Source organism: Streptomyces sp. NPDC127084 (genome assembly GCF_042724175.1).
In the GTDB taxonomy this organism is placed as follows: Bacteria; Actinomycetota; Actinomycetes; order Streptomycetales; family Streptomycetaceae; genus Streptomyces.
In genome coordinates, this window is the sequence record NZ_JBHXFA010000033.1 from 32,587 (window position 1) to 53,682 (window position 21,096).

Annotated in this window: 19 protein-coding genes; 15 read left to right on the forward strand and 4 right to left on the reverse strand. The window is 70.6% G+C overall.

All coding sequences use genetic code 11. The annotated features are described in order from the left end of the window. Nucleotides 1-97 precede the first annotated feature (97 nt). The 5 genes from ACFWI9_RS10860 to ACFWI9_RS10880 all read left to right on the forward strand — a co-directional run bounded on the left by ACFWI9_RS10860 (nucleotide 98) and on the right by ACFWI9_RS10880 (nucleotide 6,539). A complete protein-coding gene (locus ACFWI9_RS10860; RefSeq protein ID WP_387160681.1) occupies nucleotides 98-940 on the forward strand; it encodes a nitrilase-related carbon-nitrogen hydrolase in 843 nt (280 codons plus the stop codon). Beyond that, entirely contained in the window at nucleotides 937-2,217 is a 1,281-nt protein-coding gene (locus tag ACFWI9_RS10865) for an aspartate aminotransferase family protein (RefSeq protein ID WP_387160683.1), read from the forward strand. Before ACFWI9_RS10860 ends, ACFWI9_RS10865 begins: the two co-directional genes overlap by 4 nt. Before the next feature lie 118 nt (nucleotides 2,218-2,335). After that, nucleotides 2,336-3,739 (forward strand): dihydropyrimidinase, encoded by a 1,404-nt coding sequence (gene hydA / locus ACFWI9_RS10870; protein ID WP_387160684.1) that lies wholly within the window; start codon nucleotides 2,336-2,338, stop codon nucleotides 3,737-3,739. A 110-nt stretch (nucleotides 3,740-3,849) separates the two neighbouring features. Beyond that, complete coding sequence (locus ACFWI9_RS10875) at nucleotides 3,850-4,851, forward strand: TIGR03842 family LLM class F420-dependent oxidoreductase (RefSeq protein ID WP_387160686.1); 1,002 nt, start codon at nucleotides 3,850-3,852, stop codon at nucleotides 4,849-4,851. Between the two features lie 89 nt (nucleotides 4,852-4,940). Further along, nucleotides 4,941-6,539 (forward strand): NCS1 family nucleobase:cation symporter-1, encoded by a 1,599-nt coding sequence (locus ACFWI9_RS10880; protein WP_387160688.1) that lies wholly within the window; start codon nucleotides 4,941-4,943, stop codon nucleotides 6,537-6,539. Nucleotides 6,540-6,567: 28 nt separating this feature from the next. Here ACFWI9_RS10880 and ACFWI9_RS10885 read toward each other — a convergent pair whose 3' ends face one another. After that, nucleotides 6,568-7,365, reverse strand: a complete 798-nt coding sequence (locus ACFWI9_RS10885; protein ID WP_387160689.1) for an SDR family NAD(P)-dependent oxidoreductase — start codon at nucleotides 7,363-7,365, stop codon at nucleotides 6,568-6,570. Nucleotides 7,366-7,421: 56 nt separating this feature from the next. On the opposite strand from ACFWI9_RS10885, the gene ACFWI9_RS10890 reads away from it, so the two are divergent. From ACFWI9_RS10890 to ACFWI9_RS10900, 3 genes are all read left to right on the forward strand, one after another. Further along, on the forward strand, nucleotides 7,422-8,849 hold the full coding sequence (locus ACFWI9_RS10890; RefSeq protein WP_387160715.1) for an amidase: 1,428 nt from the start codon (nucleotides 7,422-7,424) through the stop codon (nucleotides 8,847-8,849). 5 nt (nucleotides 8,850-8,854) lie between these two features. Then, nucleotides 8,855-9,442, forward strand: a complete 588-nt coding sequence (locus ACFWI9_RS10895; protein WP_387160690.1) for a TetR/AcrR family transcriptional regulator — start codon at nucleotides 8,855-8,857, stop codon at nucleotides 9,440-9,442. A 293-nt stretch (nucleotides 9,443-9,735) separates the two neighbouring features. Further along, complete coding sequence (locus ACFWI9_RS10900) at nucleotides 9,736-11,052, forward strand: serine hydrolase domain-containing protein (protein WP_387160691.1); 1,317 nt, start codon at nucleotides 9,736-9,738, stop codon at nucleotides 11,050-11,052. Between the two features lie 51 nt (nucleotides 11,053-11,103). Here ACFWI9_RS10900 and ACFWI9_RS10905 read toward each other — a convergent pair whose 3' ends face one another. Beyond that, nucleotides 11,104-11,286, reverse strand: coding sequence for a DUF1737 domain-containing protein (locus tag ACFWI9_RS10905; protein WP_387160692.1), 183 nt, complete (start codon nucleotides 11,284-11,286; stop codon nucleotides 11,104-11,106). Between the two features lie 191 nt (nucleotides 11,287-11,477). Here ACFWI9_RS10905 and ACFWI9_RS10910 point away from each other — a divergent pair, with 191 nt between their 5' ends. Beyond that, nucleotides 11,478-12,332 carry an inositol monophosphatase family protein gene (locus ACFWI9_RS10910; RefSeq protein WP_387160694.1) on the forward strand — a complete coding sequence of 285 codons (855 nt, stop codon included), beginning with the start codon at nucleotides 11,478-11,480 and terminating at the stop codon, nucleotides 12,330-12,332. 242 nt (nucleotides 12,333-12,574) lie between these two features. Here the strand turns inward: ACFWI9_RS10910 and ACFWI9_RS10915 are convergent, their stop codons facing one another. Both ACFWI9_RS10915 and ACFWI9_RS10920 read right to left on the reverse strand, forming a co-directional pair. Further along, on the reverse strand, nucleotides 12,575-13,087 hold the full coding sequence (locus ACFWI9_RS10915; protein WP_387160696.1) for a dirigent protein: 513 nt from the start codon (nucleotides 13,085-13,087) through the stop codon (nucleotides 12,575-12,577). Nucleotides 13,088-13,485: 398 nt separating this feature from the next. Next, nucleotides 13,486-14,286, reverse strand: coding sequence for a DUF4037 domain-containing protein (locus tag ACFWI9_RS10920; RefSeq protein WP_387160698.1), 801 nt, complete (start codon nucleotides 14,284-14,286; stop codon nucleotides 13,486-13,488). A gap of 86 nt (nucleotides 14,287-14,372) precedes the next feature. Here ACFWI9_RS10920 and ACFWI9_RS10925 point away from each other — a divergent pair, with 86 nt between their 5' ends. The 6 genes from ACFWI9_RS10925 (at nucleotide 14,373) to ACFWI9_RS10950 (ending at nucleotide 21,000) form a co-directional block, all read left to right on the forward strand. Beyond that, the gene (locus ACFWI9_RS10925; RefSeq protein WP_387160700.1) at nucleotides 14,373-15,788 is read left to right on the forward strand and encodes a phytoene desaturase family protein; all 1,416 of its coding nucleotides are present in this window, start codon (nucleotides 14,373-14,375) and stop codon (nucleotides 15,786-15,788) included. A gap of 8 nt (nucleotides 15,789-15,796) precedes the next feature. Further along, entirely contained in the window at nucleotides 15,797-16,321 is a 525-nt protein-coding gene (locus ACFWI9_RS10930; protein WP_387160701.1) for an O-acetyl-ADP-ribose deacetylase, read from the forward strand. 100 nt (nucleotides 16,322-16,421) lie between these two features. Further along, nucleotides 16,422-17,786, forward strand: a complete 1,365-nt coding sequence (locus tag ACFWI9_RS10935; protein ID WP_387160703.1) for a flavin monoamine oxidase family protein — start codon at nucleotides 16,422-16,424, stop codon at nucleotides 17,784-17,786. A 201-nt stretch (nucleotides 17,787-17,987) separates the two neighbouring features. Beyond that, nucleotides 17,988-18,773: a VOC family protein gene (locus ACFWI9_RS10940; RefSeq protein ID WP_387160705.1), complete on the forward strand. Its 786-nt coding sequence runs from the start codon at nucleotides 17,988-17,990 to the stop codon at nucleotides 18,771-18,773. 220 nt (nucleotides 18,774-18,993) lie between these two features. Then, nucleotides 18,994-20,487 (forward strand): AlkA N-terminal domain-containing protein, encoded by a 1,494-nt coding sequence (locus ACFWI9_RS10945; RefSeq protein ID WP_387160707.1) that lies wholly within the window; start codon nucleotides 18,994-18,996, stop codon nucleotides 20,485-20,487. An 18-nt stretch (nucleotides 20,488-20,505) separates the two neighbouring features. Beyond that, entirely contained in the window at nucleotides 20,506-21,000 is a 495-nt protein-coding gene (locus tag ACFWI9_RS10950) for a methylated-DNA--[protein]-cysteine S-methyltransferase (protein WP_387160709.1), read from the forward strand. The last annotated feature ends 96 nt before the right edge of the window (nucleotides 21,001-21,096 follow it).

Here is a 21,096-nt window from a genome sequence, read left to right on the forward strand (position 1 = left end):
GGTCTTGCCCCAGTGTGTGACGGGGCTTACGTTCTCCTCCTAAGTATTGCGTCTACGTGCGTAGAGGCTCTCTGACGTCTTGTCGAAGGAGCAGCTCATGACCCATGTCGTACGCGCCGCACTCGTCCAGGCGAGCTGGACCGGCGATACCGAGTCGATGATCGCCAAGCACGAGGAGCACGCCCGGGAGGCCGCACGCCAGGGCGCCAAGGTCATCGGATTCCAGGAGGTCTTCAACGCGCCGTACTTCTGCCAGGTGCAGGAGCCCGAGCACTACCGCTGGGCCGAACCGGTCCCGGACGGCCCCACCGTGCTGCGGATGCGCGACCTCGCCCGGGAGACCGGCATGGTGATCGTGGTCCCGGTGTTCGAGGTCGAGAGCTCCGGCTTCTACTACAACACCGCAGCCGTCATCGACGCCGACGGCACCTACCTCGGCAAGTACCGCAAACACCACATCCCCCAGGTCAAGGGCTTCTGGGAGAAGTACTACTTCAAGCCCGGCAACGTGGGCTGGCCCGTCTTCGACACCGCCGTCGGCAGGGTCGGGGTCTATATCTGCTATGACCGCCACTTCCCCGAAGGCTGGCGCCAACTCGGTCTCAACGGAGCCCAGTTGGTCTACAACCCCTCGGCCACCTCACGCGGCCTCTCGGCCTACCTCTGGCAGCTCGAACAGCCCGCCGCCGCCGTCGCCAACGAGTACTTCATCGCCGCCATCAACCGGGTCGGCCAGGAGGAGTACGGCGACAACGACTTCTACGGCACCAGTTACTTCGTCGACCCGCGCGGTCAGTTCGTCGGCGAGCCCGCCAGCGACAAGGCCGAGGAACTGATCGTCAGGGACCTGGACTTCGACCTCATCGAAGAGGTCAGGCAGCAGTGGGCGTTCTACCGCGACCGCCGACCCGACGCCTACGAGGGACTGGTGCAGCCGTGAGCGACCTGTACGAACGGCACCGCGCGGTCATCCCCGACTGGGTCGCGCTGTACTACCGGCATCCCATCGAGATCACCCACGGCGAGGGGCGGCACGTCTGGGACGCGGACGGCAACCGCTACCTGGATTTCTTCGGCGGCATCCTCACCACCATGACCGCCCACGCGCTCCCCGAGGTCACCAAGGCGGTGAGCGAGCAGGCAGGGCGGATCATCCACTCCTCCACGCTCTACCTCAACCGCCCCATGGTCGAGCTGGCCGAGCGCATCGCGGCACTCTCCGGAATCCCGGACGCCCGGGTCTTCTTCACCACCTCCGGCACCGAGGCCAATGACACGGCCCTGCTGCTGGCCACCGCGTACCGCAGGTCCGGAACGATCCTGGCGATGCGCAACAGCTACCACGGCCGCTCCTTCTCCGCGGTCTCCATCACCGGCAACCGCGCCTGGAGCCCCACCGGGCTCTCCCCCCTGCAGACCCTCTACGTGCACGGCGGCGTCCGCGGCCGGGGACCGTACGCGGAGCTCTCCGACGCGCGGTTCGTCGAAGCCTGCGTCGCCGACCTTGAGGACCTGCTCGGGCAGACCCGCGATGTCGCCGCACTGATCGCCGAACCGATCCAGGGCGTCGGCGGCTTCACCTCCCCGCCCGACGGCCTGTACGCGGCGTTCCGCGAAGTGCTCGACCGGCACGGCATCCTCTGGATCTCCGACGAGGTGCAGACCGGCTGGGGCCGGACCGGGGACAACTTCTGGGGCTGGCAGGCCCACGGCCGGAACGGACCGCCGGACCTCCTCACCTTCGCCAAGGGCATCGGCAACGGTATGTCCGTCGGCGGTGTGGTCGCCCGTGCCGAGGTCATGAACTGCATCGACGCCAACTCCATCTCGACCTTCGGCGGCTCCCCGATCACCATGGCGGCGGGCCTGGCAAACCTCTCGTACCTCCTGGAGCACGATCTCCAGGGCAACGCCCGGCGCGTCGGAGGAATGCTGCTGGAACGGCTGCGCGCCATCGGCGCGGCGGTTCCCGAGGTGCGCGAAGTGCGCGGCCGTGGGCTCATGGCCGCGGTGGAGCTCGTGAAGCCCGGGACGGACCAGGCGCACCCCGAAGCCGCTGCCGCGGCACTCGAGACGGCTCGCGAGAACGGTCTGCTCATCGGCAAGGGCGGCGCGCACAACACCAGCGTGCTGCGGATCGCCCCACCGCTGACGCTCACCGTCGCGGAGGCGGAAGAGGGCGCGGCCATCCTCGAACGGGCTCTGCGCAGCCTGTAGAGAGCATGTGCTGCCTCCGGACACCCGCGCAGGTCTCCGGACAGCCGTGCAGCCTTCGGACAAGCCCGCGCAGCCTGCGACACCGCCCAGTCCACCCCTTCAGAGACCGGGAAGAACCATGAGCAACCGCACCCTGATCCGCGGCGGACTCGTCATCACCGCCGCGGAGGAGACTCACGCCGACGTACTGATCGAGGACGGCCGTATCGCCGCCCTGGCCGCGACCGGCTCCGGCGCCGCCGAGAGCTGGACCGCCGAACGCACCATCGACGCCGGCGGGAAGTACGTCATCCCGGGCGGCGTCGACGCCCACACCCACATGGAGCTGCCGTTCGGTGGCACCTTCGCCTCCGACACCTTCGAGACCGGTACCCGTGCCGCCGCCTGGGGCGGCACCACCACCATCGTCGACTTCGCCGTGCAGTCCGTCGGACAGGGCCTGCGTGAAGGACTCGACGCCTGGTACGCCAAGGCCGACGGCAACTGCGCCATCGACTACGGCTTCCATATGATTCTCGCCGACGTCAACGAGTCCTCGCTCAAGGAGATGGACCTGCTGGTGGAGGAGGGTGTCACCTCCTTCAAGCTCTTCATGGCCTATCCGGGAGTGTTCTACAGCGACGACGGGCAGATCCTGAGGGCGATGCAGCGTGGCACCGCCAACGGCGGGCTGATCATGATGCACGCCGAGAACGGCATCGCGATCGACGTACTGGTCGAACAGGCCCTCGCCCGCGGTGAGACCGACCCGCGCTACCACGGCGAAGTGCGCAAGGTGCTCCTGGAGGCCGAGGCAACGCACCGCGCCATCCAGCTCGCCCGGGTCGCGGGCGCGCCGCTCTATGTCGTGCACGTGTCGGCGGAGGAGGCCGTCGCCGAGATCGCCCAGGCCAGGGGCAAGGGCCTCAACGTCTTCGGCGAGACCTGTCCGCAGTACCTGTTCCTGTCCACTGACAACCTCGCGGAGCCCGACTTCGAGGGCGCCAAGTACGTGTGCAGTACACCGCTCAGGCCGAAGGAGCACCAGGCCGCGCTGTGGCGCGGGCTGCGGACCAACGACCTCCAAGTCGTGTCCACCGACCACTGCCCCTTCTGCTTCACCGGTCAGAAGGAGCTGGGACGGGGGGACTTCTCCAAGATCCCCAATGGTCTGCCGGGTGTGGAGAACCGGATGGACCTGCTCCATCAGGCGGTCGTGGACGGCCACATCAGCCGTCGCCGCTGGATCGAGATCGCCTGCGCCACCCCGGCCCGGATGTTCGGGCTCTACCCGAAGAAGGGCACCATCGCGCCCGGCGCCGACGCCGACGTCGTGATCTACGACCCGACGGCCACCCAGGTCATCTCGGCCGAGACCCACCATATGAACGTCGACTACTCGGCGTACGAGGGCAAGCGGGTCACCGGGCAGGTGGAGACCGTGCTGTCTCGCGGTGAAACCGTCATCGACCGGCGGGAGTTCACCGGCCGGGCCGGGCACGGTGTCTACGTACCGCGATCCACCTGCCAGTACCTCGGCTAGTCCGGCAGTCGGCAGGCAACGAGCAACGAGCAACGAGCAACGAGAAGCGCGCCACGCGCATCTAGTAACGGGCAACGAGCAACGCAACGAACTGAACCGGGAGGTCCCCCGTGGACTTCGGACTCGTCCTACAGACCGACCCGCCCGCATCGGAAGTCGTCGGCCTGATGCGGCGCGCGGAGCGCAACGGCTTCCGCTATGGCTGGACATTCGACTCGGCGGTGCTCTGGCAGGAGCCGTTCGTCATCTACAGCCGCATCCTGGAGCACACCCAGACCCTGCACGTCGGCCCCATGGTCACCAACCCGGGCACCAGGACCTGGGAGGTCACCGCCTCGACCTTCGCCACCCTCAACGAGATGTACGGCAACCGCACCGTCTGCGGCATCGGACGCGGCGACTCGGCGATGCGGGTGGCCGGCCGCAAGCCCAACACGCTCGCCCGCCTCGGCGAGGCGATCGGCGTCATCCGCGACCTTGCCGAGGGGCGGGAAGCCCTGGTCGACGGCCAGCCGTTGCGCCTGCCCTGGGTGCGGGGCGGAAAGCTCCCGGTGTGGATGGCGGCGTACGGCCCGAAAGCCCTGACGCTCGCCGGGCAGAAGGCCGACGGCTTCATCCTCCAACTCGCCGACCTGTACCTGACCGAGTGGATGGTCAAGGCGGTACGTGACGCGGCCGCGCAGGCCGGGCGCGATCCGGACGCGGTCACGATCTGCGTCGCCGCGCCCGCGTACGTCGGCGACGACCTGGCCCATGCCCGCGACCAGTGCCGCTGGTTCGGCGGGATGGTCGGCAACCACGTCGCCGATCTCGTCAGCCGCTACGGCGAGCACTCGGACATGGTGCCCGAGGAGCTCACCGCGTACATCAAGGAGCGGCACGGCTACGACTACAGCCACCACGGACGGGCCGGGAACCCGTCGACGGACTTCGTGCCCGACGAGATCGTGGACCGCTTCTGCCTGCTCGGCCCCCCGCAGGCGCATATCGAGAAGCTCCAGGCGCTGCGCGAGCTGGGCGTGGACCAGTTCGCGGTCTACAACATGCACGACGCCAAGGAACTCACGATCGACGCCTACGGTGCGGAGATCATCCCCGCGATCAACCGCTGATCCGCCTCCTGGGCATCGCCGCCTTTCGTCTTGCCGCTGAACGCTCACCGCTGACCGGGTCACCCGCCCCCCGCTGAAGGGTCCAGCCCATGACCGCGCCAGTTCCCCCGGCCCCTCCGTCCCGCGACCCGGACCAGGTGACCGACGACCAGGGCCGGGTGGAACTCGTGCCCGGAACGGTCTCCGACGAGGGCCGCTACGTCAACCGGGACCTGCTTCCCGTACCGGTAGCCAAACGGCACTGGACGACGTACAACTTCGCCGCGCTCTGGGTCGGGATGGCCCACAACATCCCGTCCTGGCTGCTCGCGTCCGGACTTGTCGCCCTCGGGATGGACTGGAAGCAGGCGGTGTTCACCATCGCCCTCGCCAATGTGATCGTGCTGGCGCCGATGCTGCTCACCGGGCACGCCGGGCCCAAGTACGGCATCCCCTTCCCGGTGCTCGCGCGTGCCTCGTTCGGCGTGCGCGGGGCCAACCTGCCAGCGCTCATCAGAGCCGCGGTCGCCTGCGCCTGGTTCGGTATCCAGACCTGGATCGGCGGGCAGGGCATCTTCATCCTGCTCGGCAATATCTTCGGCGGCTGGACCAAGGCCTCCGAGATCGCCGGGCAGCCCTGGACGCTCTGGTTGTGCTTCGTGGTCTTCTGGGTGCTCGAACTGGCCATCATCTACCGGGGTATGGAGACCCTCCGCAGGTTCGAGAACTGGGCGGCCCCGTTCGTCATCGTCGGGGCACTGGTGCTGCTGGTGTGGATCGCCATGAAGGCGGGCGGATTCGGTCCGCTGCTCGACCAGCCGTCCGAGCTCGGCTGGGGGCCGGAGTTCTGGACGGTGTTCTTCCCCTCCCTCATGGCGATGATCGCCTTCTGGTCCACGCTGTCCCTGAACATCCCGGACTTCACCCGCTTCGGCGCCGGACAGCGGGCCCAGATCTGGGGCCAGACGCTGGGACTGCCGACGACCATGACGCTGTTCGCCCTGCTCTCGGTGTTCGTGACCTCCGGATCCGAGGCGGTGTACGGGGTGCCGATCTGGGACCCGGTGGAACTCGCCGGAAAGACCGACAACGTCTTCGGTCTGCTCTACGCCCTGATCACGGTGCTGGTCGCGACGATCTCCGTGAACATCGCCGCGAACGTGGTCTCGCCCGCGTACGACCTGGCCAATCTGGCGCCGAGGTTCATCAACTTCCGCAGGGGTGCGCTGATCACGGGTGTCGTCGGTGTGCTGATCATGCCGTGGAAGCTGACCGCGACCCCGGAGCTCTACATCTTCACCTGGCTGGGGCTGGTCGGCGGACTCCTCGGCACGGTGGCGGGCATCCTCATCGCCGACTACTGGATCATCCGCCGGACCCGTCTCCATCTGGCCGACCTCTACCGGCATGAAGGCGACTACTGGTACTCCGGCGGCTGGAACTGGCGGGGTGTGGTCGCCTTCGCCGTGGGCGGCATCCTGGCGATCGGCGGCTCCCATTCGGCACCGGGCAAGGGCCCGTTCCCCGAGGAAGGGCTGATCCCCGTGCTCAAGCCGCTCGCCGACTACGGCTGGGCGGTGGGCCTCGCCGCGTCGATGGTGCTGTACACGCTGCTGATGCTGCCGCTGCGGCGCCATGTCTCCCAGGGCTCCCAGGGGGAGTCCGACGGGAGCCGCCACGGCGTCCCGCCCGGTGAGCCCCCGAGGTGAGCCATGGCGCCGCCTTCGGCGTCCGGGTTCAGCGGCTCTTGCGCTGGGCCTCCACGACACGGCGCAGCGTACGGTCGGTGGACTCGCCCGCACGGCGCTGCACCCGCTCCGAGAACCCCGGGAACTGGCCTCCGATCGCGGTGAGTACCTTCATCATCGCGGGCGCCACATTCACCTCGGCGCGATCCTGCTCGATGGCGCGGACCACGCCCGCGACGACCTGGCGCGGCGAAACCGTGCCCAGGCCCGCGGGCGCCTCGGCCCCCGTGGCGGCGAACATGCCCGCGTCCCGGACGAAGCCGGGCTGGATCACGGAGACACCCACGCCATGCTCGTGCAGGTCCTGGCGCAGCCCGAGCGCGAACCCGCGCAGCCCGAACTTGGTGGCGTTGTACAGGGCCGAGTGCTTCGTGGCCGTCTTGCCTGACATCGAACCGACGAAGGCGAGATGGCCGCGGCGCGCCTCGACCATGGCGGGCGCGAGCAGGCGGGCCAGCATGGCGGGGGCCCGGAGGTTGACGGCGAGGGCGCGGTCGAGTTGCTCGGGCGTGTAGTCCAGCAGCTCACCGCTGGACGGCAGAGCGGCGTTGGCGACCAGGATGTCGGCGCCGGCCGCCTCGCGCGCCAGCCGTTCGATGTCGTCAGGGTCCGCGAGATCGGCGACGACGCCCCGTGCCCCGTACCGCTCCACCAGTGGCTCCAGCGCCTCGGGCCGGCGACCGGTCAGGATCAACCGCGCTCCCCGAGCGCCGAGTTCCGAGGCGAGTGCGGCACCTATACCGCCGGTGACACCAGTGAGCAGAACAGTTGATCCGGTGATGCGCATCTGGTTACCCTCCAGTTCTGTTCGTTCGAACGAACGATAAGGAGGGCAGGGTGGCCATGTCCACAGGGGACTACACAGGACTTGCCGAACAGGCGAGAAGGTTGAGCGAGGGCGAGGTCACTTCACGTGAACTCGTCGCGGACGCGCTGGAACGTATCGAGGCGAGCCAGCCCGTGCTCAACGCCTTCCGGCACGTCCGGGCGGAGGCCGCGCTGGCCGAGGCCGACGAGGCCGACCGGCGGTTGGCGGCGGGGGAGCGGCTGCCGCTGCTGGGTGTGCCCATGGCGGTGAAGGACGACACCGACGTGGCGGGCCTGCCCACCCTGTTCGGCTGCCAGGGCGAGGTCCCACCGGCATTGGCCGACGGCGAGCCGGTACGCCGGCTGCGCGAGGCGGGTGCCGTCATCGTCGGCAAGACAAACTCCTGCGAACTGGGCCAGTGGGCGTTCACCGAGGGCCCCGCCTTCGGCGCCACCCGCAATCCCTGGTCGCGTGAACACACACCCGGCGGGTCGTCAGGTGGCTCGGCGGCGGCCGTCGCCGCCGGACTCGTACCGGCCGCGCTCGGTTCGGACGGTGCCGGCTCCATCCGGATCCCGGCCGCCTGGACCCATCTCGTGGGCATCAAGCCGCAGCGCGGGAGGGTTTCCGTCCATCCGCACATCGACGCGTTCCAGGGCCTCGCCGTCCACGGCCCGCTGGCCCGTACCGTCGCCGACGCGGCCCTGCTGCTCGACGCCGTCCAGGGACCGCACCCCGAGGACCTCCACCGGCCGGACGCCGTCGAGGCGTCCGCCGCGGCCCGCCGTGAACCGGGCCGGTTGCGTATCGCCCTCGCGTGGCGCCCGCCGCTCACCCTCACCGGCGCCAAGCCCCACCCGGAGATCCGCCGTGCCGTGACCCAGGTCGCCGAGGCCCTCGCCCGGCTCGGACACGATGTCGAGGAGGCCAGGCCGCGCTACGGGCTCATCGGACTCGGTTTCGTCCCGCGCGGCACGACCGGTATCTCGGAGATCGCGGCGCTGCACCCCGAGCCCGCGCTGCTCGACCCGCGCACCCGGGCCGCCATGCGCAACGGCAAACTGCTCGGCGGCCGTATCGTGCGCGCCGCACGCGCCCGTGAGGTGCGCCAGCACCAGCGCGTCGGCGCCATCTTCGACACCTACGACGTCGTGCTCACCCCCACCACGGCCGCACCCCCGCCCGCGATCGGCACCTTCGACGGCCTCGGCTCCTGGCGCACCAACTCCATCATGGCGGCGGCCTGCCCCTATGCCTGGCCGTGGAACGTACTCGGCTGGCCCGGGGTGAACGTACCCGCCGGATTCACCTCCGGCGGTCTGCCCGTGGGAGCGCAGCTACTGGGTCCCGCCGGCGGCGAGGAGCGGCTGATCTCACTGGCCGCCCAACTGGAGGACGCCCTGCGCTGGTATGAGCGCCACCCCGCCCCGCTGACCGTCCGGAGCGCGCCGGTGGAACAATGACCACCATGTCCAGCGAGCACGTCCCTTCCACCGTCCCGCCGATACCCCCCACGAAGCAGCGCATCATCGGTGCCGTCCTGCGCGTCATCGGAGAGGACGGCATCGCCGGGGTCACCAACCGGCGGATCGCCAAGGAGGCGGGCGTCTCGCTCGGGTCCGTCACCTACCACTTCACCAGCCAGCACGAGATGCTGCGCGAGTCCATGCTGCACTTCGTGCACGAGGAGACCCGGCGGCTGACCGAGCTCGCCGACGAGGGTGAGGCGGCGGGTCTCGGTCTCGACGCCGCAGCCTCCCTCGCCGGACAGGTCGCGGAAGGCACCGTCTTCGACAGCGAGCACATCGCGCCCTTCGAGCTGTACATCCAGGCGGGGCGGGACGAGCGGCTGCGGGAGGCGGCGGCGGAGTGCTTCGCCGCCTACGACCGCCTCGCCACTCAGATCCTCACCGCCCTCGGCGTCCCCGACGCGGAGCGGCTGGCCGCGACCACGGTGGCCCTGATCGCCGGGCTCCAGCTCCGGCGGCTGGCCACCGGCTCGCCCGCGGAGGACCTCGCGGACGCGCTGCTGCTGCTGGTGAGTGGCCGGGTCTGAGTACCCGCGCCAGGCCGTCTCTGAACAAGTGGCGCCGTCCGCCCGAAGGGCGGGGCCCACGGCGTCTGGTGTGTGCGATCGCACCAGGCGGGATCTGTCAGAGACGGCCTTGGCCCGCCCGGATACGTCCGAGCGGGCCTGAGCGCGTCCCGGTCCGCAGGTGTCCCGGCCTGCCGAACGGGTCAGTACGGGCCGGGTTATACCGATATGGGTGCATACGCGGCTTACGTTAGGCTGACCATGCGTCACCGCACCGGCCGCATGGCCAAGCCTGGCCGAAAGGGGCGCCCGGGATGTCGCGCACGCACACATGGCACAGGACCGGTTGCGGCGGGACCGGTCACAGCAGGTCGGGTTACGGCAGGTCCGCGGCCGTCACGTTGGCCGCCGCGGGGCTGCTCGCCGCGGTGGCCTGCACCGGGCCCGCGTCCTCCGGCCCACCCGCGGCTTCCCCCACCGCCACCTCCGCGGCATCCCCCCGCGCCCTGGATCCCGCGGTGGCGAAGCGGCTCGACAAGGCGATCACCCAGGTGCTGCGCCAGACCGGGGTCCCCGGTGTGATCGTCGGAGTGTGGCAGCCCGGAAAGGGTGACTATGTCCGGGCTTTCGGTGTCGCCGACAAGAGCAGCGGCAAGGCCATGTCGCCGGATCTGCGGATGCGGATCGGCAGCGAGACCAAGACCTTCACCGTGACGGCGCTGCTCAGGCTGGTGGACGAAGGCAAGGTCAGGCTCGACGACCCGGTCTCCGACTACGTGGACGGAGTGCCGAACGGCGAGAACATCACGTTGCGTCAGCTGGCCGAGATGCGCAGTGGACTGTACTCGTACACGGACGACCCCGGCTTCGACAAGGCCTTCATGTCCGACCCGGACCGGGTGTTCACGCCGCAGCAACTGCTCGACTACGCCTTCAAGCACCCGGTGGGCTTCCAGCCGGGCGAGAGGTTCCAGTACTCCAACACCAACACGATCCTGCTCGGCCTGGTCATCGAGAGAGCAAGCGGCTTGAGTCTGCGGGAGTACCTGGACCGCGGTGTCCTGGGCCCGGCCGGTCTCGGCAACACGCTGTTCCCCGAGGGCACCGAGTTCCCCGAGCCGCACGCGCAGGGCTACACCGACCAGACGTTGGACGGCGAGGAAGCGAACGCCACCGACTGGGACCCGTCCTGGGCCTGGGCGGCCGGGGCGATGATCTCGGACCTGCCGGACCTGCGGGACTGGGCACGTATCGCGGCCACCGGCACACTGCTCAAGCCCGCGACCCAGGCCCAGCGACTGCGCACTCTGCCCACCGGCTTCCCCGGGACGGGCTACGGTCTGGGCATCTTCGACAACCACGGCTGGATCGGCCACAACGGCTCCCTGCCGGGCTACCAGAGCGTGACCGTCTATCTGCCCAGGACCAAGGCGACGTTGGTGATCCTCACCAACACCGACAACCCGTACAAGGGCAACGAGAACAGCACTGTCTTCGCCAAGGCGATCACCGGCATCGTGACGCCGGAGAACGTGTACAGCCTGCCGGCCGCGCCCGCCTCACCGCCGCCGACTGCGTCTGCGGCGTCCTCGGAGGCTTCCGCTGCCGCTGCCGAGTCGTCCGCAGGCTGACCGCTGCCGCTGCCGCTGCCGCTGCCGCTGCCGCTGCCGCTGCCGCTGCCGCTACGCCTGCGGCCAGAGCAGGGCCTGGGCGACGATGACCCGCTCGCCGTCGAAGGTGACGGCGGGTCCTTGGTGCGGTTCGTAGCCGAGGGCGATCGCCTCGCTCACCCGATGGCAGAACGAGGCGTCATCCGGGCCGGTCAGGACCCGGTAGACGGGTAGACCGTCCGGTGGTGTGCTCATACGTCCCCCGCTCGGCTCCACGCTTCGACCGCAAGAGCATATCCATCAGGTAGCGCGGGGGCCTGGATGCGGCAGGGCCGCCGGGAAGACACCCCGCGTTCACCCGGCATATCCCGCAAATCCCCCGGGTGTCCGTTCGTTCGTCGCCCCGAGTCGGCTGGGATGTCAGTGCGGCGTGCTTTGCTGGACGCATGAGCGAAGAGTTTCTGTCCGGCACGACAGGCAGCCCTTGGGAGTCCGGCACCCTTGCCCTGGTCGAGGAGGCGGTCCGCAAGGCGGCCGCCACCGAGATCATGCCGCGCTTCCGCCGGCTCGCCGAGGACGAGATCGTCGAGAAGAACGGTCCGCACGATCTGGTGACCGTCGCCGACCGCAGCGCCGAGGAGCACCTCACGGCCTCCCTCACCGCGCTGCTTCCGGGTTCGGTCGTGGTGGGCGAGGAGGCAGTCCATGCCGATCCGCGGATACGCGAGGCGCTCAACGGAGACGCTCCTGTCTGGATCGTGGATCCGGTGGACGGCACCCGCCAGTTCGTCCACGGCGAGCCCGGCTTCTGCACCCTGGTCGCGCTCGCGCGGCACGGTGAGGTGCTGGCCTCCTGGACCTACGCCCCGGCGCTGGACGAGATGGCGGTAGCGGTGCGCGGGCACGGCGCGCGGGTGGACGGCAGGCCGATCCGGGCGGGCTCGCCCGCACCCGGCACGGTTCTCGAAGTGGCCACCTCCCACCCGGACTTCACCACCGAGGTGCAGAAGCGGGCCCTCCTCGCCCTGCGCGTCGACGGCATACACAGCCGCCCCTGCGGTTCCGCGGGTCTGGAGTACCTCGATGTGGCCCGCGGCGACCTGGACGCGGTCGTCTTCTCGTGGGAGAACTCGTGGGACCACGCGGCGGGGCTGCTCCTGGTCGCCGAGGCGGGTGGCATGGACCTGACCCTCACCGGAGAGCGGTTCCGTGTCACCGGTGGCAACGCGCTGCCGTTCACGGCCGCCCGGGACGAGGCGACGGCCCGCCGGATCCACGCACTGCTGGCAGCGCCCCGCTGACAGCGGACGAGGTGACCGGGCTTGTCACGCCGGGCCGGTCACCCATCGCTGTCGTGGTGAGCGGTGAGGCGTGCGGCCGGCGGAGGCACGGTTCGCATCCCGAGCCGGTGTTTCCTGCTCGACGCGCCTCTGGTTGACCCTGTGTCAGGTATTTGCGGGTCCCTCGACAGGCGTCGAGGGACCCTTGTGTTGCAATGGGTGCCGGATTCGCCCACCTCGCAGCGGGCTTCCCGTCCTCGCCGTCAGCGGATCAGATGCACCTCGACCTCGCTCTCGGCCTCACTGGTGTTGACGGATTCGACGTAGCCCCTGGCCGTGCGGTACTTCCCGGTGCCTCCCGTGATCGCCAGGGTGATCTCACCTGGGCCGGTCTCGGTGATGGGGAACACTCCCTGCACGGTGAGCTGCCCATCGGGCAGTGTGAGGGTGACCTGGCACTGGAAAGTGAACGCCCCATCGACCTCGGCGCGCGTCACCGTGCAGACCTCGTCGAACTGTCCCACCTCGTTACCGGACTGGAGGACATTGCCGGTGGCGACAAGCTCGTCCCCCTGGCTGCTTCCGGTGGGGTCCACATCAATGAAGTTGGCCGCAGTCACCACCGTCGTCAGATTGAACACCTTCTCCTTGCCGTGCGACGGTTTGGATTGGCTGGTCTCGGGACTCGGCGCGGCGGCCACGGCTACGGAAGCGCAGCAGAGAGCGGCGGCCAGGCCGGTGACGGCACTCAGACCGAGACGTGTGAGGTGGCGCATGATGCTTCTCCTGATGAAAACGCGGGCATGTGACCCTGTGTCACAGAAGGTGCCCGTTTCCCGCTCAGCATCCGTTGGGCAGCCGACACCAGCCACCCCAGGCATGCATCCAGGTGAGACGCGGTCCTCGGCCCCGTGCCCACTCGGGATGGCAGAACCGATTGACCGGCTTTTTGGGGTGCCGTGAGACGCCGTTTCAGCTCGAAGTCGTGGTCTCAGCCGCCCCTGCCAGTCGCCGGACTGATTCCGGCAGAACGAGCGGTCTCCCATTTTCACGCTGTCAGTGGTGTCCGGGGGCTGTGTCCGGCACCTCCGCCTCCAGGGCCTGTGCCCGACCGCTCCCGAACCGGTGTCGCGGACGTCGCAGAACCAAGACGGCCGCCCCGGACGAGCAGTCGTCAAAGGAGCTGCCTGGTCTCCCGTACCAGCAGTGCCGCGTCGGCCACAGCCCGCGGGTCCAGGGCGCGCAGTGCGGCTGTCACTCGCGCTGCGAAGTCCGCCGGGGCGCACGGCAGCCGGGACGCGCTCGCCAGCGCGCCCTTCTCGTTGAGCAACCAGGTGCGGTGGGCCGCGTGCATCGACTGGGCGAGTACGCCGAACGCGCGGGAGAGGCACAGCGACACATGGAGGGCGTCCCCGCCACCAGCCGCCTTGGCGGCCGCCGCCACTGAGAAGTCCGACTCCCAGGCCGCTTCGATCAGTGCCTTCCGCAGAGGCTCCGGATACACCGCCGTCTCCGTCCGAAGGGAAGTCAGCTCGCCCGAGGGGTCGGCGAGTACCTGACAGAGCGCGACCTCACCCGCGTACGCCGGTGACCAGAAGCCCAGCGGATGCCCCGCCTGCACGCCCACCTCGTAGCGGCCCGTACGGCAGTCCGCCCAGACCGACTCCACACGGTCGAGATCCCGCAGGATCCAGTCCACCCGGGCGCCGTCCACCGTGAGCCACGTGCCGCCGTTCACCCACGGCCCCCAGCCGCCCGGGCCCGTCACCTCCACCGGGCCGCCGGTGCAGTCCGCGGCCAGGGCGGCCAGCGCGGCCATATCCGGCGTGCCCCGGTAGTAGAGGCCCAGATCCCAGTCGGAGTCCGGCCGGTGCGCCCCGCGCGCCCGGCTGCCGCCAAGGGCGACGGCGCGCACGCCCCGTACTCCGGTGAGCCGTGCCGCCATGTCCGCCATGCCGTCGAGTCGGTTCGTCATCGCTGCGGACGCTACCCCCGGCCGCGCTGTCGGCGCCTGCGAATATGCTGGGTTCCCTGGTCACCGGTGAACGAAGGAGACCGAAGGTGCCGTCGATGCTCGATGCCGTCGTCGTGGGCGCGGGGCCCAACGGGCTGACCGCGGCCGCCGAGTTGGCCCGGCGTGGGTTCTCGGTCGCGGTGTTCGAGGCGCGGGACACCGTGGGCGGGGGAGCCAGGACCGAAGAGCTCACCCTTCCCGGTTTCCGCCATGATCCATGCTCCGCCGTGCACCCGCTGGGCATCGGTTCCCCGGCCTTCAAGGCCATGCCGCTGGCGCGCTACGGGCTGGAGTGGCTCCACCCTCCGCTCCCCATGGCCCACCCGTTCGACGACGGCACAGCCGCGGTGCTGTCCCGGTCGGTCGCCGAGACCGCCGCCTCCTTCGGGCCACGGGACGCCGGGGCGTACCGCCGCCTCGTCGCCCCGTATCTGGGGAAGTGGGACAGTCTCGCGCGGGACTTCATGGCGCTGCCGCTGACCGCGCTGCCGCGCGATCCCCTCACGCTCGCGCGTTTCGGGATCGACGGACTGCCGCCGTCCACCTGGCTGATGCGGAGGTTCCGCGACGACCGCGCCCGGGCGCTGTTCGCCGGTCTCGTCGGGCATGTGATCGCCCCGCTGGGCGGCATCGCCACCGGCGCCGTCGGTCTGGTCTTCGCGCTCGCCGCCCACGCCGGTGGCTGGCCGTTGCCGCGCGGTGGCTCGCAGTCCATCGCGGACGCCCTCACCGCGTACGTACGCGACCTCGGCGGCTCGGTACACACCGGCACCGAGATCAAGCGCCTCGACGACCTGCCGCCCGCGCGCGCCTATGTCTTCGACACCTCACCGACCGCGCTCGCCCGGATCGCCGGCCTGGGCCGCTGCTACGACGGCTACCGGTACGGTGCGAGCGTCTTCAAGGTCGACTACGCCCTCGACGGCCCCGTGCCCTGGACCGCCGACGCACCCCGGCGCGCCGGGACCGTCCAGATCGGGCCCGGAAGCCGTGACATCGCCACGGCACTCGACCAGGCATCGGGTGGCCGTCCCCCCCACACCCCCTTCCTGATCACCGCTCAGCCCAGCCTGGTGGACCCGTCCCGCGCCCCTGAGGGCAAGCATGTCTTCTGGGTGTACGGCCACGCCCCGAACGGCTGGGAGGGCGACCTCACCGATGCGATCGAACGGCAGATCGAGCGATTCGCGCCTGGTTTCCGTGACCGTGTGCTCGCCCGGGCCACGGCGGGACCGCCCGAGATGGCCGCGCGCAACGCGAACTACGTGGGCGGGGACATCGCCTGCGGGGCCGCGCGCGGGCTCCAGCTGATGCTGCGCCCCAAGCTCTCCCTCTTCCCGTACTCGACCCCGCATCCCGCCGTGTTCCTGTGCTCGTCGGCGACCCCTCCCGGGCCGGGCGTCCACGGGATGTCCGGCCACAACGCCGCCAAAGAAGTGTGGCGGCGGCTGCGCGCGCGATGATGGGCGGTATGAGCACCGGACCCTCCATCACCCTCGTACAGGGCGACATCACCGAGCAGCAGGCCGACGTCATCGTCAACGCCGCGAACTCCTCGCTCCTCGGCGGTGGCGGGGTCGACGGCGCCATCCACCGGCGCGGCGGCCCCGAGATCCTGGCGGAGTGCAGAAAGCTGCGCGCCTCGCACTACGGCAAGGGCCTGCCCACCGGTCAGGCCGTCGCCACCACCGCCGGACGACTGCCCGCCCAGTGGGTCGTCCACACCGTGGGCCCCGTACACAGCCGCAGTGAGGACCGCTCCGAACTGCTCGCCTCCTGCTACCGCGAGTCACTGCGGGTCGCCGATGAGCTCGGGGCCCGGACCGTCGCCTTCCCCGCCATCTCCACCGGTATCTACGGCTGGCCGCTGGACGACGGCGCCAGGATCGCCGTGGAGACGGTGCGCACGACGCCGACACCGACATCGGTCCAGGAGGTCCGCTTCGTGCTCTTCGACCGGCAGGCGTACGAGGTGTTCGCGCGGTACGCCGGCTGACGGGTCGGTACGCCCGGCCGGGCCTCCCACCAGGCGCGGCCGGCGGACCCGGGGGACGCTGCCTGTGGAGTGCCGTGGTGTCGGAGCGGTGGAGGTGGCTGTGCAGCGGGCGAGAGCCGATGTGTGCGTCGTGGGCGCGGGTTTCGCGGGGCTGGCCGCCGCGCGGCAGCTTGTCCGAGCGGGCCGTGACGTCGTGGTGCTGGAGGCCAGGGACCGCGTGGGCGGGCGGGTGTGGAACCGGGAAGTGTCCGACGGCACTGTCGTATCGGTCGGCGGTACCTGGCTCGGCAAAGGGCAGGAACGGATGTTCCAGCTCGCCCGGGAAGAGGGGCTGGAGGTCTATCCGCAGTACGACGGCGGTGACCGGCTGCTACGGCTCGACGGCATCAACCACCGCTACCGAGGTGGCATTCCGAGCGCGGGGGCGCCCGCGGTCGTGTCCATGGGCCTCGCGATGGCCCGCTTGGAGCTCATGGCCCGACGCCTTCCGCGCGACGCCCCGTGGCGGTCACGTCACGCCCGGAACTGGGACGCCAGAACGCTCGGGCAGTGGCTCTCCCACCCGCTCAACGTGCCCTCCGGCACCGCGCACACCCTCCTCAAGGCGGCGATGAACCTGCTGTTCTGCGCCGACCCGCGTGAGGTCTCACTGCTGGGCGCTCTCACGCTGGCCCGGGGTGGCAGCGGCGCGTCCGGCTTCGGCTACTACACGGACAGCCGCAGGACCGAGTCGCATCTGGTGGACGGCGGCGCCCCGGAGCTGGCCCGGCGGATGTCCGAACGTCTGGGCAGCGCACTGCACTTGTCGGCGCCGGTGCGGCGGATCACACAGAACGGCATCGAAGTCGAGGTTTTCTCGGACGCGCTCACTGTCGCGGCCCGGAGGCTCATCGTGGCCACGCCACCGGTCATGGCGGGCCGGATCGTGTTCGACCCCGCGCTGCCGGCCGCCTACGGCCATCTGCACCAGCGGGTGCCCCCGGGCGCCGTCGTGCGGGTGATCACCGTCCATCAGCAGCCGTTCTGGCGTGACGAGGGCCTGTCGGGTCAGACGCTGGCCCCCGAGTCACCGGTCTCGGTCAGCATCGACCAGACACCACGCCCCGCCCGGCCGGGTGTGCTGAGCAGCTATGCGTTCGGCGACGCCGCGCTGCACATGGGGCGTCTTGAGCCGAAGGAGCGACGCGCGGTGTGGCTGGACGAGCTCGCCGCGAGGTTCGGCCCGGAGGCACGCCGCCCTACCGCGTATCTGGAGACGGACTGGTCCACCGAGCCCTGGTCGCTCGGCGGGATGATCGGCCACTTCGTACCGGGGGCGCTCACCGCCTACGGGAGGGCGCTGCGTGAACCGGTGGGCCGGATCCACTGGGCGAGCACGGAGTCCGCGACACGGATGCACGGTCTGATGGAGGGGGCGGTGCGATCAGGTGAGCGCGCGGCCCGAGAGGTCCTGGCCGCCGGCTGAGGCGCACGCGAACACCAGGACCTGCCAGAGCGCCTGTGAATCCACCTCTCCATGGCCGGGCCCGCGCCGCGCCGCCGGCGCGTGTCAGTCACCGTGAGTCCCGCACCGGGCGAGGCCCGGCGCGAGCGCCGCGCGAGTGGGCTTCGAGCCGCCCCGCCTAGCGTCGGGTGCTCCGTACGGACGGTGCAAGGGAGAAGTTTGATGGCCGGTTTCGTTGAGGGCGCGCCCTGCTGGGTGGATGTGATGCTTCCGGACCTGGAGGCGGGGCGGCGCTTCTACGGCGAGTTGTTCGGCTGGACTTTCGAAGACGCCGGTGAGGAGTTCGGCTCGTACCACGAGGCGCGGCACGACGGTAAGAGCGCGGCCGGGATGTTCCCGGTTCCGGCCGGTCAGGAGCCCGTCGCCGCCTGGAACCTGCACTTCGCGGCGTCCGACGCCGCGGGCCTGGCCGACCGGGTGGCCGCGGCGGGCGGCAAGGTGGTCGACGGACCCACCAAGGTGGGCGACGTGGGGACCCAGCTGCTCTTCAGCGACCCCGGTGGTGCCGTGGTCGGGGCCTGGCAGGAGGGCACCCGGGCGGGCTTCGCGGTGCAGGGCGTGCCCGGCTCGTTCTTCTGGCCCGAGATCTACACCCGCGACAAGGAGACGGTCGACCCGTTCTACGAGGCGGTCTTCGGGTACGCGGGACAGCAGGTCGCCGAGGGTGCCGAGTTCGACTTCAAGCTCTGGTCGCTGCCGGGCCAGGAGTACCCGGTCGCGGGGCGTCTGCAGATGAACGAGTACTACCCGCCGGAGCTCGCGGCCCACGCGCTGGTGTACTTCAAGGTCGCGGACACGGATGCCGCGGTGGCCAAGGTCCGGGAGCTGGGCGGCACGGTGACCCGCGAGCCGTCGGACAGCCCGTTCGGCCGGTCCGCCCACGTGGTGGACGACCAGGGCGCCCGGTTCGCGCTGATGGGCCCGGCCGCCGGGGGCGACGCGCACTGAGGACGAGGGGCATGACGCGGGGCGGCTGAGGTCTCGCGCGTGAACCCTTTGTGACCGGCTCCGACCGACAGCCACCGTCGGCCGGAGCCGGTCCGTGTCACGGGTCTGAGAGCGTGAGCGCCCCCAGTGCCTGATGAGCAAAACCAGGATGTCCTGGTAGTGGAACGCTGATGTCGCATTTCCGCCAGCCGGTGTCCGCTTCGTGGCCGATGCTTGAACCATGCATCCCGCCATGCACACCGACACCGAGCGCTGCGTACGGGCCGTCCAGTCCAAGGACGCCCGCTTCGACGGCTGGTTCTTCACGGCGGTCCTGACCACCGGGATCTACTGCCGACCCAGCTGCCCGGCCGTCCCGCCCAAACCCGAGAACATGGTGTTCCACCCCAGCGCCGCCGCCTGCCAGCAGGCAGGCTTCCGTGCCTGCAAACGCTGCCGTCCCGACACCAGCCCGGGCTCACCCGAGTGGAACGCCCGTGCCGACACCGTCGCCCGCGCCATGCGGCTCATCCAGGACGGGGTGGTCGACCGCGAGGGAGTCCCCGGACTCGCGACCCGCCTCGGATACTCGACCCGGCAGATCGAGCGCCAACTGCTCGCCGAGGTCGGCGCGGGCCCGCTCGCCCTCGCCAGGGCACAGCGCGCCCAGACCGCCCGGCTGCTCATCGAGACCACCGCGCTCCCCATGGCCGAAGTCGCCTTCTCGGCCGGCTTCTCCTCGATCCGCAGCTTCAACGACACCGTGCGCGAGGTCTTCGCGCTCTCCCCGAGCGAGCTGCGCGCCCGCGCGGTCCGGCACGGCGTGAAAGCCCCCGCCACCCCGGGTGTGCTCGCCCTGCGCCTTCCGTTCCGGGTTCCACTCAACCCGGACAACCTGTTCGGGCACCTCGCCGCGACAGCGGTGCCCGGCGTGGAGGAGTGGCGGGACGGCGCGTACCGCCGGACGCTGGCGCTGCCGCACGGCCACGGCATCGTCTCCCTGGCCCCGCGCCCGGACCACATCGCCTGCCGGCTGTCCCTGACCGACTCCCGCGACCTCACCCTCGCCATCAGCCGCTGCCGCCGACTGCTCGACCTCGACGCCGACCCCGTCGCCGTGGACGAGCAGCTGCGGGCCGATCCGCGGCTGGCGCCGCTGGTCGACAAGGCCCCCGGCAGACGGGTTCCGCGTACCGTCGACGCCGCGGAGTTCGCCGTACGGGCCGTGCTCGGGCAGCAGGTCTCCACCGCCGCCGCACGCACCCACGCCGCGCGGCTGGTCACGGCCCACGGCACCCCCGTGGACGACCCCGAGGGGGGCGGGCTCACCCACCTCTTCCCCGGACCGCGGGCGCTCGCCGCGCTCGACCCCGGGAGCCTGGCCTTCCCGCGCAGCCGCCGCACCAGCCTCACCACACTGATCGGCGCGCTCGCCGACGGCACCCTGAGCCTCGGCGTCGACAGCGACTGGAACGAAGCCCGCGCCCGGCTGGCCGAACTGCCCGGCTTCGGCCCCTGGACCATCGAGGTCATCGCGATGCGCGCACTCGGCGACCCCGACGCCTTCCTCCCGACCGACCTCGGCATCCGTCGCGCCGCCACCGAGCTCGGTCTCCCGTCGTCCCCGGCGGCCCTGACCGCACGCGCCGCCGCCTGGCGGCCATGGCGCGCCTACGCCGTCCAGTACCTGTGGGCTACCGGCGACCACCCCGTCAACCGCCTTCCCATCCCCTGACTTCCGGAGTCTGCCACCATGACCCGCACCCACACCGTGGTCGACAGCCCGTACGGCCCGCTCACCCTGGTCGCCACGGACTCCGTACTGAGCGGCCTCTATATGACCGGCCAGCGCCACCGCCCAGCCGAGGAGACCTTCGGCGCCCCGGACCCCCGCCCGTTCGCCGAGGCCGTACACCAGCTCGACGCGTACTTCGCGGGCGGGCTGACGCACTTCGACCTGCCGCTGCACCTGTCAGGCACCCCGTTCCAGCTCAGCGTCTGGGCCCGGCTCCGAGCCATCCCGTACGGCGAGACCCGCTCCTACGGCGACCTCGCCGACGCCCTCGGCAACCCCGGGGCCTCCCGCGCCGTCGGCCTCGCCAACGGCAGAAACCCGATCGGCATCATCGTGCCCTGCCACCGGGTGATCGGGGCTTCGGGCAGTCTCACTGGCTACGGCGGCGGACTCGACCGCAAGCAGCGGCTGCTGGCCTTCGAACGCGGAGCGGCGGACGACGCGCTCTTCTAGGTGTACTGCCCAGGGACGTTGGTCAACCTGGTGATGGGTGGTTTGCCGCCGGTTGCGGTGTGGGGGCGGTGGTGATTGTAGTGATGGAGCCAGGCC